This is a genomic window from Bacillus sp. ISL-51 (genome assembly GCF_018613535.1).
Classification (GTDB): Bacteria; Bacillota; Bacilli; order Bacillales; family Bacillaceae; genus Bacillus.
On the sequence record NZ_JAGGQB010000001.1, the window covers coordinates 26,625 to 40,445 of the forward strand.

At 46.8% G+C, this 13,821-nt stretch carries 14 protein-coding genes; 3 read left to right on the forward strand and 11 right to left on the reverse strand.

Going from position 1 to position 13,821, the window contains the following annotated elements; all coding sequences use genetic code 11:
- Positions 1-10: 10 nt before the first annotated feature.
- From J7E26_RS00035 to J7E26_RS00065, 7 genes are all read right to left on the reverse strand, one after another.
- Positions 11-1,456, reverse strand: a complete 1,446-nt coding sequence (locus tag J7E26_RS00035; protein ID WP_214804105.1) for a GntP family permease — start codon at positions 1,454-1,456, stop codon at positions 11-13.
- A 285-nt stretch (positions 1,457-1,741) separates the two neighbouring features.
- Positions 1,742-2,938 carry a cytochrome P450 gene (locus J7E26_RS00040; RefSeq protein WP_214804104.1) on the reverse strand — a complete coding sequence of 399 codons (1,197 nt, stop codon included), beginning with the start codon at positions 2,936-2,938 and terminating at the stop codon, positions 1,742-1,744.
- 1 nt (position 2,939) lies between these two features.
- Positions 2,940-3,959: a biotin synthase BioB gene (gene bioB, locus J7E26_RS00045; protein ID WP_214804103.1), complete on the reverse strand. Its 1,020-nt coding sequence runs from the start codon at positions 3,957-3,959 to the stop codon at positions 2,940-2,942.
- Positions 3,956-4,663: a dethiobiotin synthase gene (gene bioD / locus J7E26_RS00050; RefSeq protein WP_214804102.1), complete on the reverse strand. Its 708-nt coding sequence runs from the start codon at positions 4,661-4,663 to the stop codon at positions 3,956-3,958. The genes bioB and bioD overlap by 4 nt, the downstream gene beginning before the upstream one ends.
- Positions 4,660-5,808, reverse strand: a complete 1,149-nt coding sequence (bioF, locus tag J7E26_RS00055) for an 8-amino-7-oxononanoate synthase (protein ID WP_214804101.1) — start codon at positions 5,806-5,808, stop codon at positions 4,660-4,662. Before bioF ends, bioD begins: the two co-directional genes overlap by 4 nt.
- Positions 5,798-7,144, reverse strand: a complete 1,347-nt coding sequence (bioA, locus tag J7E26_RS00060; RefSeq protein ID WP_214804100.1) for an adenosylmethionine--8-amino-7-oxononanoate transaminase — start codon at positions 7,142-7,144, stop codon at positions 5,798-5,800. Before bioA ends, bioF begins: the two co-directional genes overlap by 11 nt.
- Positions 7,141-7,911: a 6-carboxyhexanoate--CoA ligase gene (locus J7E26_RS00065; protein ID WP_214804099.1), complete on the reverse strand. Its 771-nt coding sequence runs from the start codon at positions 7,909-7,911 to the stop codon at positions 7,141-7,143. Before J7E26_RS00065 ends, bioA begins: the two co-directional genes overlap by 4 nt.
- Positions 7,912-8,344: 433 nt before the next feature.
- Between J7E26_RS00065 and J7E26_RS00070 the strand changes: the two genes are divergently transcribed.
- The 3 genes from J7E26_RS00070 (at position 8,345) to uptA (ending at position 10,271) form a co-directional block, all read left to right on the forward strand.
- Entirely contained in the window at positions 8,345-8,746 is a 402-nt protein-coding gene (locus J7E26_RS00070) for a GtrA family protein (RefSeq protein WP_214804098.1), read from the forward strand.
- Between the two features lie 12 nt (positions 8,747-8,758).
- Positions 8,759-9,481, forward strand: a complete 723-nt coding sequence (locus tag J7E26_RS00075; protein ID WP_214984601.1) for a UTP--glucose-1-phosphate uridylyltransferase — start codon at positions 8,759-8,761, stop codon at positions 9,479-9,481.
- 199 nt (positions 9,482-9,680) lie between these two features.
- Positions 9,681-10,271 carry an undecaprenyl phosphate transporter UptA gene (gene uptA / locus J7E26_RS00080; protein ID WP_214804097.1) on the forward strand — a complete coding sequence of 197 codons (591 nt, stop codon included), beginning with the start codon at positions 9,681-9,683 and terminating at the stop codon, positions 10,269-10,271.
- Between the two features lie 73 nt (positions 10,272-10,344).
- Here uptA and J7E26_RS00085 read toward each other — a convergent pair whose 3' ends face one another.
- The 4 genes from J7E26_RS00085 to J7E26_RS00100 are packed head-to-tail and all read right to left on the reverse strand — an operon-like array spanning position 10,345 to position 13,812.
- Complete coding sequence (locus J7E26_RS00085) at positions 10,345-11,874, reverse strand: acyl-CoA carboxylase subunit beta (RefSeq protein WP_214804096.1); 1,530 nt, start codon at positions 11,872-11,874, stop codon at positions 10,345-10,347.
- A gap of 17 nt (positions 11,875-11,891) precedes the next feature.
- Entirely contained in the window at positions 11,892-12,671 is a 780-nt protein-coding gene (locus J7E26_RS00090; protein ID WP_214804095.1) for an enoyl-CoA hydratase, read from the reverse strand.
- Between the two features lie 13 nt (positions 12,672-12,684).
- Entirely contained in the window at positions 12,685-13,584 is a 900-nt protein-coding gene (locus tag J7E26_RS00095) for a hydroxymethylglutaryl-CoA lyase (RefSeq protein WP_214804094.1), read from the reverse strand.
- 15 nt (positions 13,585-13,599) lie between these two features.
- Positions 13,600-13,812, reverse strand: coding sequence for an acetyl-CoA carboxylase biotin carboxyl carrier protein subunit (locus tag J7E26_RS00100; RefSeq protein WP_214804093.1), 213 nt, complete (start codon positions 13,810-13,812; stop codon positions 13,600-13,602).
- Positions 13,813-13,821 lie beyond the last annotated feature (9 nt).

Consider the following 13,821-nt stretch of genomic DNA (forward strand, 5'->3'; position numbering starts at 1 on the left):
TCTGTTTTGACTACACAAGGCCCGTCAGACTGTAAATAGCGATGATGACAAATACAGCGGCTGTTTTGATGATGGTAATGGCAAAGATATCTCTGTAGGATTGGCGGTGGGTCAAACCGGTGACCGCAAGCAGCGTAATGACGGCGCCATTATGCGGAAGAGTGTCCATTCCGCCGGAGGCCATCGAGATCACCCGGTGCATGACCTCCGGCGGGATGTGAAATGTATTGATTGCTTCTGTATATGCTGCTGACATCGTGCTTAAGGCGATGCCCATTCCTCCTGATGCCGATCCTGTAATCCCGGCAAGCGCAGTAGTCGTCACTGCTCCGTTGACAAGCGGGTCAGTAAACGTCTGCGATATGCCGCTGCTGACCGTTTTGAAGCTGGGAAGCGCTGCGATGATGCCGCCGAATCCGTATTCGGCTCCTGTATTCATCGATGCCAGCAAGGCGCCCCCGATGCCCTCATTCAGCCCTTCTTTCAAATTGGCGAGCACTTTTTTCCAGTCGAACAAAATCGTTGTGATGATACCGATGAACAGTGCTAGTTCTACTGACCAGATCGCAGTGACGGAGGAAAGGTCAATCTTCCCGAATGCTTCTAAGCCGAGCGGCGCAAAATCAAATCCGTTGGGATACCAATGCGGGATCCACATAGTGAAGCATTTGTTCATTACCCCGACAAGGATAAGCGGAACAAAGGCGAGCACTTGCCGCGTTATACCGGGTTCTGCTTCTTGCGGCAAAGCAGGCGTTTTTTTTTCATAAGCCAGATCTGAGGATTCCTTTCCAGCAGAAACTTCAGATTGGAATCCAGCATAGCCTTCTCCTGCTTTGGCCGCTTTCTTGCGCCGGGATTCTAAATAAAGCATTCCGGCTGTAAGAACAAATGCTGCCCCAAACAGTCCGAGCCAGGGAGCGGCATAAATGTCTGTTTTAAAAAATGCTGTCGGAATGACATTCTGAATTTGCGGTGTGCCGGGGAGCGCATCCATCGTAAATGTAAAAGCGCCCAATGCAATCGTTCCCGGTATCAGACGCTTGGGGATATCGGCTTTCATAAATAGGTTCTTAGCAAACGGATAGATCGCAAACACTGCTACGAAGAGGCTGACGCCGCTGTACGTTAAAATCGCACCCATTAAGACAATGGCGAGAATGGCTCTTTTTGCTCCAACAAGTCTGACGATCGTTTTTGCAATCGACTCGGCGAGCCCGGATATTTCAACGACCTTGCCAAAAACCGCCCCCAAAAGAAATACGGGAAAATACAGCTTAATAAATCCTACCATCTTCTCCATAAATATATTCGAGAAGAAAGGAAGTACGAAGCTTGGATCTGTCAAGAGCACAGCAAACAGCGCACAAATCGGGGCAAATAAAATGACTGAAAATCCCCGGTAAGCCGCAAACATCAGCAAGCCTAATGACAAAAGAATAATAATAATGTCCACAAGCATCCCTCTTTCCTATATGCGGTAAACGCTTACAATAAGAAGATAAACAAAAGACATGCCAGTTTTGAGCAAAGTATCACAGTTTCATCGGGTGGTCAGCGAATGAAAAAACAGCCTCTGTCCCTTAACACTTGACGGCGTTACATTGAATAGCTGCTTTGAAGTGGTTTTTTAGATAAGTGTGATGGTTTCAGCGGAAATTTTGCTTTATAATATTCTCTTCTCTTTCATTTATTTCCTGCAAGAGGGACTGGATTTTTAAACCAGCCCTCTTGCATAGTATCAGCTGAGGATAACGGGAAGCTCTGTCAGCGTCCTAAAACCAATGAGCTTTCGGTATTCAAGCCCGGATACAGCCAGCCGAAGCTTAGGCATCCGTTCAAACAGTGTGAGAATTGCAATTTGTGCTTCGATGCGCGCCAATGAGGAGCCCGCGCAAAAATGGGCGCCCCTTCCGAATGCCAGATGCGGATTCGGTTTTCTGGCGATGTCCAGTTTGTGAGGATGATCGAATATGCTCGGATCGCGATTGGCTGCGCCTAAAAGGATATATACCTGCTCACCTGTTTTTATGATCTTTCCATTTATTTCGCATTCTTCCGAAGCGGTGCGTGCCGTCAGCTGCGTCGGGCTGTCGTAGCGCAGACATTCCTCGACTGCAGATTCAATAAGCAGAGGGTTTTTCTTCAGTAGGCTAAGCTGTTCCGGGTGCTTCAATAAAGAAAACACTCCATTGCTAATGAGGTTTACCGTTGTCTCGTGTCCGGCTATAACTAGTAAGATACATGTCGCAAGTACTTCCTCTTCTGAAAGCTGTTCCTCCATCATGAACTTGCTGATTAAGTCTTCCTGAGGCTGCGCTTTCCGCTTGTGAATCAAGTCTCTAAAATATGCCGTCAGCTTGGCGGCTGTGTCGCTGGCTTTGACTAACGCCTTTCTTGACCGGGTAAAATCAATGGCTTGTATGACGTCTGCCGTCCATTGTCTGAATTCGAATCTTTCCTCTTTCGGCACTCCGAGTAACTTCGCTATGATGAGGCTTGCCAATGGAAAGGCAAACTCTGAAACAAGGTCCGCGTTTTTTCTGTTTTGGATTTGATCCAACAAGTCATGAACCGTTTCTTTTATACAGGGGCGAAGTGATTCCGCCGTTTCCACGGTAAATTCTTTACCGATAAGCATCCGCATCCGCTTATGGTCTGATTGGTTTTTAAATAACAGCATATCTTGCTGGATATGTGTAAGATTTTCATATTTTGTTGAAGCTTCAGGAAGAGGAATGCGATTTTTAAATCGGGTGTCTTTCAGAATCGCAGCCGCCTCTTTATACCCGGTGACATACCAGCCCGGATATTTTAAAACGGTTCCTTTATAAATCGGATCAACGGACCGCAGGTTATCATAAAACGGATAAGGGTCTCTCCAAAAATCCGAATCAGTAAGGAGGCTTGGCTTTGCCGTATGTAAATCAGACGTCATGTTATCCCTCCGTATGGGAAGCAGCTTGTAAACTGGCTTTCATTTCTTCGACTGATTCGACTTCAAACCCTAAATCATGCAGCATCTTATGGTCTTCTGTTTCATTCTGCCCTGCCGTTGTTAAGTAATCTCCGACGAAAATCGAATTTGCGGCATACAGCCCCAGAGGCTGGAGCGAACCAAGGTTGACTTCCCGCCCGCCTGAGATCCGGATTTCCTTTGACGGATGAATGAATCGGAACATGGCCAAAACTTTCAAACAATAAACCGGGTTTAATTCACTCACTCCTTCTAACGGAGTGCCGTCAATAGCATGCAAAAAATTAACCGGAATGGAGTCGGCATCAAGCACTTTCAAGCTTTTCGCCATATCGACGACGTCCTGTTTCGCCTCCTTCATGCCGACGATGACGCCTGAACACGGAGACATACCCGATTTTTTGGCCGTTTCCACTGTATTGACTCTGTCGTCATACGTGTGTGAGGTCGTAATGTTTGCATGGTTTCTTTTGGATGTATTGATGTTATGATTGTATCGGTCAACCCCGGCCTGTTTCAGGCGCTGCGCCTGCTCCGGTTTTAACAGTCCGAGACATGCACAGATTTTCAAACCGTAGGTCTCTTTGATTTCTTTGACAGCCTCAACAACTTGGTCTACTTCTCTATTTGACGGGCCTCTGCCGCTGGCGACGATACAGTATGTTCCTATATTTAAATCATGGGCGCGTTTTGCCCCTTTAAGCAATATATGTTTGTCAACCAACCGATAAGACTCGATCGGCGCTTTTGATATGGCGGATTGAGAACAGTACCCGCAATTTTCCGGACAGAGGCCGGATTTCGCATTCATAATCATGTTGAGCTTTACTTTTTTTCCGTAGTAACGTTTTCTGATTTGAAAAGCGGCATGCATAAGCAATAAGATATCTTCATCAGGACATTCTAAAATAGCAAGCGCTTCTTTGTCTGTTACTTCCGCTCCATCCAACACTCTTTCTGCAAGATTCATCCATTGATTCATCTTTCTCGCCCCATTTTCATTGGATTCATGAATAAGGAGATATCTACATGCTCCTCTATCATGTTTTGAATGTTTTCAGCCGTAACGTGTTTCAGCTTCGGTGTTATTCCTAAAATCGGAACACCGCATAATGTTTCAATCATCTTTGGGTTTGTCTCTTCATCTGGCCCCGGGCTGCTGCTTGTTCCGTTGATTACGATGCCGATGATCTGAAGCCCCATTTTTTTCGCATATTCAACGGTTAAATACGTATGATTAATCGTCCCGAGATCAGGCCTTGCTACAATGACAATCGGCAATTCCAGTGCTCGTATTAGATCACTGACTAAGTAACCCTCTCCCAGAGGCACGGAGATTCCGCCTGCTCCCTCGACTATGAAACAATCATGCTTTTCTTTTATAATTCTCCAATGATTGATGACCTCTTCCATGTCGACGGACCTTCCTTCAAGCATTAAAGCAACATGCGGCGCAAGCGGCTCTTTACTTTCAAAAGGAGTAATATCTTCGTGAGAGAGAAAGGTTTGTGACATTTGTTTCAGCAAGGATGTATCGCTTTTCGGGTTGCTGCGCGATATCCCGCTTAAAAACGGTTTAAATACCCCGACATCCATCTTCTTTTGTTTGAATAAAGCGGCAAGGCCGCAGGATATGACGGTTTTTCCCACTCCCGTATCTGTTCCTGTAACAAAAAAACTCTTCATTTGATCATGTTCAACTCTTTTCCAGTGAGATAAAACGCCTCTGACAATTCGTCTATGTCCCTTACGCTGCGGTCAGCTGTGACTGTCAGCCTTATTCTGCTCTCTCCTTCGGGAACAGTCGGCGGACGAATGGCCGGCGCATATATTCCCTTTTCCTCCAGGCTTTTTGCAAATAAAACAGCTTCTTGAGCATCCCCGATTATGACGGGTATGATCGGAGTATCTCCTCCCTTTACGGTAAATCCCATGTCTTTCAGGCGTGTGTTCATCATCTTTACAGAGGACTGCAAAAGGCGGCGTGTATCCTGAAGGCCTTCTATAATGTGAAAGGCTGTATATGCAGCGGCACAGGCCGCGGGCGGGACTGCTGTCTGAAAGATAAACGTTCTGGCATGATTCAGCAAAAAATCGATTAATACTTTCGAACCTGCGGCAAAACCGCCTTCCGTACCGACCGCTTTACTTAAAGTGCCGATGACAACATCAGGGCAAACGCCAAAATATTCACTCGTTCCTCTGCCGTGTTCTCCTAAAACCCCTGTTGCATGTGCGTCATCCACAATCACAAAGGCCTCATACCGTTTCGCAAGCGAAATGATCCGGTCAAGAGGCGCAATCGTTCCGTCCATGCTGAAAACGCCATCTGTGACAATAAACCTGCGCTCGTAATCCTGTACAGCTGCAAGCTTTTCTTTCAGATCACCCATATCAATGTGGCGGTAAACGATCGTGTCCGCTTTTGACAAACGGCACCCGTCAATCAGACTGGCATGATTGAATTGATCGCTTAGAATGACATCTCCTTTTTCAGGCAATGTAGAAAGCACGCCGATGTTCGCCAAATATCCGCTTGAAAATAACAGAGCCGCTTCCGTCTGTTTGAAGTCTGCGATTTTCCGTTCGAGCTTTTCATGCCAGACAGTATTGCCCGTCGTTAACCGCGAGCCGCTGCTTCCCGCTCCAAATTGGTCCAGCGCCGTTTTAGCGGACGATATCAACCGTTCATCATTTGCCAAGCCCAAATAATCATTTGATGCCCAGATCATTTGAGACCGAAGTACAGGCTCTCTCGTCCGTAAAGTCCGGTACAGCCCGGCTTCTTTCGTCATGTCGAGCCTTCTGCTTAACCAGCTGTCAAAATTCACAGCTTGTGACCTCGCGGATCGCTTCTTTCATGATGGATACCATCGCTTCCAGCTCTTCGGTTGTGCTGGCGAGCGGAGGAAGAAAGGCAACTACATCTCCCAGCGGTCTCGTCAGCATGCCCAGCTCTCTCATTTTTAAAGACACTTTATATCCGACCCGCTGCTCAGGAGGATAAGGCTGTTTTGTTTCTTTTGTCTGAACAAGCTCTATACCGGACATCAAACCGAGCTGGCGGACATCGCCAACGTGAGGAAGCGATGTCAGGTCATGAAGAAGCAATTCTGCCGTTTTTGATTTTTCGGCAACCTGTTGAACGATGCGCTCAGTTTCAAACAAACGCAAATTTTCAATCGCTACTGCACAGCCGAGCTGATTTCCTGTATACGAATGGCCGTGAAAAAATGTTTTTACTTTTTCATAGTCGTCGTAGAATGCTTCGTAAATCGCTTCTGTCGCAAATGTAACGGCAATCGGCAAATAGCCTCCTGTAATTCCTTTCCCTGCCGCCATTAAATCAGGCTGAACGTTTTCATGCTCACAGGCAAACATTTTTCCGGTGCGGCCAAATCCCGTTGCGACTTCGTCAACAATCATTAAAACATCATATTTTGTACAAAGCTGACGTACACCTGCCAAAAATCCGTCAGGCATTACGATCATGCCGGAGGCTCCTTGAACCATCGATTCAATAGTAAGTCCGGCTATTTCTCCGTGATGTTCCTTCAGCAGCTTTTCGAGCGCTTCCAGGCATTGATCGCGGCACACTTTAGGATCACCGCTTTCCGAGCGGTATACATAAGGGATCGGAGCCTTGAAGCTTTCAAACATGAGCGGCCCGTATACATGATGGAAAAGTTCGATTGAACCGACACTGACAGCTCCGATCGTATCGCCATGGTAGCCGTTTTTCATAGAAATGAATTTTTGCTTCTCCGGGTTCCCTGTATTCTTCCAATATTGAAATGCCATTTTCAGAGCAATTTCCATTGCTTCCGCTCCGCTGTCAGAATAAAAGACACGAGTCAGCTTTTCAGGGGTGATGTTGATTAACATTTCTGCAAGCTCTGTCGCCGGAACGTTTGTCATACCCAGCAGTGTAGAATGAGCAATTTTTTCAAGCTGTTTTTTAATGGCCTCATCTAATTCTTTTTTGCGGTGTCCGTGTACATTGAGCCACACCGAAGAAAATCCGTCATAGTATTCCTTGCCGTTGATATCTTTCAGCTTGATTCCGTTTCCGCTTTCGATGATTAGCGAATTTTCATCGTAATCTTTCATTTGTGTAAAAGGCAGCCAAAGATATTTTTTGCTTTTTTCAATAATCGATTGCCTCATCTTTTCTCCTCCCGCTGGATAAGGACCGGCTGTTTTTCTAAATAATTGATGCAGCTGTCCGTATCTATGAATCCATCAACAAAAAAAATCCTGCAGCCGCTTTCGTCTCCTGCGTCTTTCATTTTTGTGATCCGCTGATAACCAGTCTTTTTACTAGCAACGTAGCCTGTTATGTAATCAGGGTCATCAGACCAGCATAATTCAGCTGTAATATCCGGATGCTCACAAACCTTTGCCGCAATGGCCAGCGCCTCCTTTAATCGTGAATTTGCCGGCATTCCGTGATCAGATGCCCATTGTTGAAAATCGGTTTCCGGCCAATCTATGCGGGAGACCCGAACACCCTTTTCGTTTCTGTCGTCCATTCGTTTTCCTGACCGGATATCAAACAAGACAGCGCCTCTCACTTCTGAGTATGCAGCGATGTCCTGAAACGCGTTGTCAATCATATTTCCGGGAACGCCTGCTTTTTTCAGAAGCTCTTGAGCGAGCGCCTGTCCTTTTTCTGCTGTATCGACTTCATTTGTTTCAACAGGCAAAGGGTGAATCGGCCTGATCGGTTCGTCTATGCCTTCAAACTGAATCTGCATAAAATCCGGTGTTCCTCTTGAATGGAATAAGCCTTTATGTACTAAGTCATTGACCGCTTGGTTCAAGCCGCTGAAAGGAATGAGCCGTTCTCCTCCGGATATATGTTTTCCGCCCTTTTCATGAGGGCCATGTTGGGAAGCTCTCATTCTGACGCTGTAATATTTTTCTCCCTGCATCCTTTTGTCCCCCCTTCTGCTTAAGTCAAAACTAAATGTTAACCTAAAATAAATAATAGTTAACACTTCATATAGAATATTAGTGTTCCTTCCCAAATATGTCAACATAAACTCTGATTTTCCCTGTGCAGACGGGCTGGCATCAAAAAAAGACAAAAGAGAATGAAAGGTCTCTTTTGTCTTTTCGCTGAGATAAATTTGATAGTTGATTTCGTTCATTGCCTGTTTTTTCGGCGCATCATGCAATCATAAACATACTCTGATCAAGGCTGTCACTTCCCTGCTGACTCCTTGGAAAAATCAAACCTTTTTCATTTTTTGTTCATATTTTAGTAATTGTTTATTCAACACTGTCCGCTAAAGTAGTCACTATCAACAATAAACACAGCCATCAGCGATTTGTTATGAAGGGAGGTCAAAATCGTATGCCGTTATGCTGAAAGAAAAAATGATGACGTTATTCCGTTTTTGCACGGTCGGCGCCGGCAATACTTTGATTGATTTCGGTGTCTTCTTTCTTCTCGCCGCTTTTCATGTCCCTTATCTGCTGGCGCAGGTCTGTTCCTATACGGCGGGTGTCGCAAACAGCTATGTGTGGAATCGGAAATGGACGTTTCGTGCAGAGCATAAGGCGGACGGGAAGGAGATTGTCCGCTTTCTGATCATCAATATTGCCGCTTCCGGCATTACCTTTTTACTGATTTACGCTTTTCAAAAAGGCGGATGCTCGCTCTTAGTGAGCAAGCTGACTGCAACGGCCGGCGGAATGATGATGAACTTTACCGGAAATCGGATTTGGGTATTTGGAGATTCGCTAAAAAACATACAAGACTAGGAGTGGAGATGGATGAATAAAAAAGTGAGAAAAACGGTTATTCCCGCAGCGGGCTTAGGAACGAGATTTTTACCGGCAACAAAGGAGCAGCCGAAGGAGATGCTTCCGATCGTTGATAAACCCGTATCCAATATATCGCAGAAGAGGCCGTTCAATCAGGTTGAGGATATCTTAATCATTACAGGAAGAAACAAACGCTCGATTGAAGATCATTTTGACCGCTCGGCGGAGCTGGAATTTAGCCTGAAGGAAAAAGGCAAAACGGAAATACTTGAGGAAATGCGGCAGATCGCCAACTTGGCCAATATTCATTATATCCGCCAAAAAGAGCCGCTCGGGTTGGGTCATGCTGTGCTGTGCGCAGAACATTTTATCGGTGATGAGCCATTTGCCGTTCTCTTAGGTGATGATACTCCAGCTCTTTTGCAGCTGCTAGACGTATATGATGAATACGGCACGGCGGTGGTCGGCGGACAGCCTGTCGAGCCTGCTGACGTCAGCAAGTACGGCATTATTCAGATGACGCATCACAAGCAGCATGTGTATCAGGTTGAGGATTTGGTTGAAAAGCCTTCATCCGAAAAGGCGCCCTCCCATATCGCTGTAATGGGGCGCTATGTATTAAATCCTTCCATTTTTCAAGTTTTGAAAACAATCGGAAGAGGTGCGGGGAACGAAATTCAATTAACCGCAGCATCTATGCACGGGAGCTTGAAGGGAGCCGTTTTGATATAGGCGATAAGGTCGGATGCTTTAAGGCGAGCACGGAAATCGGACTGCTGCGGAAAGAAATGAGGCCGAAACTTTTATCTTATTTAGAAGAGGTTTTAAAAAGAGAATCTAAAGAAATAATGGGATAAAAAATAATTTGTAACCATTTTGCTTGTCAATCAGTCATATAATTGGGTAAAAAGATAAAGAGGTTGTGAACAATGTGGGCAATTTTATTAGTGAGATATTATCCTGGCTGACAAGTATGGGCTATTTAGGGATTGCGATCGGGCTGATGATTGAAATTATTCCGAGTGAAATTGTTTTGGCTTACGGAGGCTACATGGTGTCAGAAGGCACGATCAGTTTTATTGGCGCGATTATCGCCGGCGTGATCGGAGGTACGATCGCGCAGTGCTTTATTTACTGGATCGCCCGTTACGGCGGCAGGCCGTTTTTGGACAAGTACGGCAAGTATTTACTGCTGAAAAAACATCACATTGATGTTGCTGAAAACTGGTTTCGAAGATACGGCGCCGGAGTTGTGTTTTCGGCGCGGTTTATTCCTGTCGTCAGACACGCGATTTCCATCCCGGCGGGTTTGGCGAAAATGCCGTTTTCCAGATTTGTCATATTGACGACGCTGGCGATTATTCCGTGGTCTATCATCTTTGTTTATCTCGGGTATCAGCTCGGCGGACAGTGGGAAGATGTTGACAATTATGCGGGAATGTATACAACGCCGATCATTATATTGGCTCTCGTATTCATTGTTGTATACTTTATCATAAAGAAAATGAAAGCCAGACACTAAAAAAACGAGACTGCGCAGAAGAACGGTTTTTGACCGATCTCTATGCAGTCTTTTTTTATGGATTGTCAGCATCTTATACAGGATAAACGGGATGTTTTCGGCGGGTGAATGTCAATTGTTTGGACATGTAGGCGGTCAGCCGCTGATTGAGCTCCGCGCGCAGTGAATCAGCGGGAACGATGCCGTCAATTACCATTTCAGAAGCCAGGCGGTATAGGTTGATGTCTTCTTTGTATTCGTCCCGTTTTTCTTGGATAAAGGCAGCCCGGTCTTCAGGGGAAAGCTCGTTGATTTTGTTTGCGTACACCGCATTAACCGCGGCTTCCGGCCCCATTACGGCAATTTGCGCCGTCGGAAGCGCTAAACAGCAATCCGGTTCAAACGCAGGACCCGCCATCGCGTATAAACCGGCCCCGTAAGCCTTTCTGACGATGACTGAGAGCTTCGGCACGGTCGCTTCAGCCATTGCAGAAATCATTTTTGCGCCATGGCGGATAATGCCGGCCTGCTCAACTTTCGTTCCGATCATAAAACCGGGTATGTCTGCTAAAAAGAGGAGCGGGATATGAAATGCGTCGCACAGGGCGATAAATTTGGCCGCTTTATCCGCCGAGTCGAGAAATAAAACTCCGCCTTTCACACGCGGCTGGTTGGCGATGATGCCGACCGGCTGTCCGTGAATTCTTGCGAGCCCCGTGATTAATTCCTGTGCAAATAATTCTTTTATCTCAAAAAAGGAATCTTCATCGATGACCCGTTCGATTAAGTCCATCATGTTGAACGGCGCGTTTTGATGTGTTGGGATCACGTCTGAGAGCGGTTTTTCAAATGCTTTTGGGTCCCTGAAGCCGCTTACGGGAGCTTTTTCTGTATAATTCGCCGGGAAGTAGGTGAGATACGCCTGCGCCAGTTCAATTGCTTCCTGTTCCGTCCGGGCAAGTACATCTCCGCAGCCTGAAACGGAGCAATGCATGCGGGCCCCTCCCATTTCTTCGAGCGATACTTTTTCGCCGATCACCATTTCAGCCATGCGCGGAGAACCTAAGTACATGGAAGCATTGCCTTCCACCATGATGACGATGTCGCAAAATGCCGGAATGTATGCGCCGCCTGCCGCAGATGGACCGAACAATAAACAGATTTGCGGAATGCGTCCCGACAGCTTTACTTGATTATAAAAGATGCGCCCGGCTCCCCTTCGTCCCGGAAACATGTCGACTTGATCCGTGATTCTCGCCCCTGCTGAATCAACTAAATATAAGAGCGGGCATTGCAGTTTTTCAGCCGTCTCCTGAATACGGATGATTTTTTCCACCGTTTTCGCGCCCCAGGAACCGGCCTTTACTGTTGAATCGTTCGCCATGACACAGACGGTTCTGCCGTTAATTGTCCCGATTCCTGTAACGACTCCGTCAGCAGGAAGCCCATCTGACATGCATTCGGCAAAAAAAGCGTCCTCAAATGCTATGCCGTCATCAAATAAAAGCTTCAGCCTGTCTCTGACAAAGAGTTTCCCTTTCTTTTCGTTGCTTGCGTGGTACTTCTCCGCTCCTCCCTTTTCAATGGTTTTGCTCCGTTCCTGTCTTTCTTTTTCGTAATCCATCCGATTCCCTCCATGTTTTATTTTCCTTTGTATTCAGGGGGTCTTTTTTCACTAAAGGCGCGCAAGCCCTCTTCTCTGTCAAGTGTCGGTATGACCGTTTCGTAAGCTTTTTGTTCAATGGCGAGGCCTGTATTGAGGTCAGCCTCTAAGCCTTTGTTTATAGCGAATTTTGCTTGTCTGACGGCAATCGGGCCGTTGGCCGCGATCCGGCTGGCCAGTGTTTTCGCTTGTTCCATGAGTTCTTCTGCATCACACACATGCTCGATCAGACTGATATCTTTTCCTTCTTTTGCTGTGATGCGCCGGCCGGTGTAAATCAGTTCTTTTGCCGCACCGGGCCCGATGAGCCGAGGCAGCCTCTGCGTCCCTCCCGCTCCCGGAATAATCGCTAACCCTGTTTCCGGGAGACCGAAGCGGGCATGGCTGGCGGCCATTCTGATATCACAGGCGAGCGCCAGTTCAAGACCTCCTCCGACCGCGGTTCCGTTTAAAGCCGCAATGACCGGCTGCGGAAGGGATTCAATAGAAGAAGCTGTTTCTCCGATGCGTCCGACACTTTGTTTAACTTGTTCATGGTTCATTCCCGCTCTTTCTTTCAAATCAGCACCGGCGCAAAATGTGTTTCCAAGGCCGGTAAGAATGACACAGCGGATGGATGGCGTGTTTTTGATGTGCCGGATGATACTTTGTAATTCATCGATCATTTGTGATGACAGCGCATTTGCGGCTTGCGGGCGGTTCAGCGTGATCAGGCCGATTGTTTCTTTATACGGTGAAAACTGGATATGATCTCCCATGGCTTCTCCTTTCTCATGTCGTTTTAAACGCTTGCAGATTTCTGCTTGGCAGGCTTTTGCCGATTTTTTTCTCTATCCATGCAGCGGCCGTAAGAAGTTTGTTCATATCCGTTCCTGTGTCGATTCCCATTTGTTCGAGCATATAAATGACGTCTTCTGTGGCGGCATTGCCTGCTGATCCGGGAGCGTACGGACAGCCGCCCAGACCGCCTGAGGAGGTATCAAAGGATGTAATCCCCATATCAAGGGCGGGAATGATATTGGCGAGTGCCGTGCCTCTTGTATCATGAAAATGCAGTGCGATTTTTGAGATAGGAAACCTTGGCAAAAGGGTCTCAAGAACGGTTATGACCTGCACTGGGTTTGCCGCGCCGATTGTATCACCCAGCGATAGTTCGTCAACTCCCATTTCGAGCAGCGTCTCTGACAGGCGGACGACTTGCTCGACCGGCACGTTCTGTTCATAAGGGCATCCGAATACCGTGGACAAATAAGCTCTTGTGGCCAGATTTGCTTCTTTCGCCTCAGCAATGACCTGTTTCAGCTGCTGAACGGTTTGGTCAATCGGTTTGTTCACATTTTTTTGATTATGGGTTTCGCTTGCTGATAAAAACACACAAGCCTGATTGATTCCGCCTTCTATCGCACGTTCCAGCCCGATCCGGTTAGGGACGAGTGCCGCGTAAACCGTGTTTTCTGACCGTGTGATGCCCTTTGCGACTTTCAGTCCGTCCCGAAGAGCCGGAATCCATTTTGGGTGCACAAAGGAAGTCACTTCAATGTAAGGCAGGCCTGTCTGTGACAGCATGTTGATCCACGTGATTTTATCCTCAGTTTCCACCCATGCCGATTCATTTTGCAAGCCGTCACGCGGTCCTACTTCATTGATACGGACATGCTTCGGACATTTCATGCTGCACCTCCTCGTTTATTGAAGCTCTATCAATACCTCTCCTTCATCGGTAAAATCTCCTTCACTTTTTTTCACTTCTTTTACGGTTCCCGCGGTATCTGCAATAATCGGAATTTCCATTTTCATAGATTCGAGGATAGCGACTTCCTGGCCTTCCTCAACGACATCGCCTGCTTTGACATGGATTTTCCAAAGGTTCCCTGCCATTTGAATCTTTATGACACTCATCTTGACGCC

What these genes read in the sequence shown, in the direction of transcription:
- bioD (WP_214804102.1), bottom strand. Translation starts at nt 4,663, where the DNA reads ATGAAGAGTTTTTTTGTTACAGGAACAGATACGGGAGTGGGAAAAACC.
- J7E26_RS00100 (WP_214804093.1), bottom strand. Translation starts at nt 13,812, where the DNA reads ATGAGTGTCATAAAGATTCAAATGGCAGGGAACCTTTGGAAAATCCAT.
- bioA (WP_214804100.1), bottom strand. Translation starts at nt 7,144, where the DNA reads ATGAGGCAATCGATTATTGAAAAAAGCAAAAAATATCTTTGGCTGCCT.
- J7E26_RS00085 (WP_214804096.1), bottom strand. Translation starts at nt 11,874, where the DNA reads ATGGATTACGAAAAAGAAAGACAGGAACGGAGCAAAACCATTGAAAAG.
- J7E26_RS00065 (WP_214804099.1), bottom strand. Translation starts at nt 7,911, where the DNA reads ATGCAGGGAGAAAAATATTACAGCGTCAGAATGAGAGCTTCCCAACAT.
- bioB (WP_214804103.1), bottom strand. Translation starts at nt 3,959, where the DNA reads ATGAATCAATGGATGAATCTTGCAGAAAGAGTGTTGGATGGAGCGGAA.
- J7E26_RS00040 (WP_214804104.1), bottom strand. Translation starts at nt 2,938, where the DNA reads ATGACGTCTGATTTACATACGGCAAAGCCAAGCCTCCTTACTGATTCG.
- J7E26_RS00075 (WP_214984601.1), top strand. Translation starts at nt 8,759, where the DNA reads ATGAATAAAAAAGTGAGAAAAACGGTTATTCCCGCAGCGGGCTTAGGA.
- J7E26_RS00095 (WP_214804094.1), bottom strand. Translation starts at nt 13,584, where the DNA reads ATGAAATGTCCGAAGCATGTCCGTATCAATGAAGTAGGACCGCGTGAC.
- J7E26_RS00090 (WP_214804095.1), bottom strand. Translation starts at nt 12,671, where the DNA reads ATGGGAGATCATATCCAGTTTTCACCGTATAAAGAAACAATCGGCCTG.
- J7E26_RS00070 (WP_214804098.1), top strand. Translation starts at nt 8,345, where the DNA reads ATGCTGAAAGAAAAAATGATGACGTTATTCCGTTTTTGCACGGTCGGC.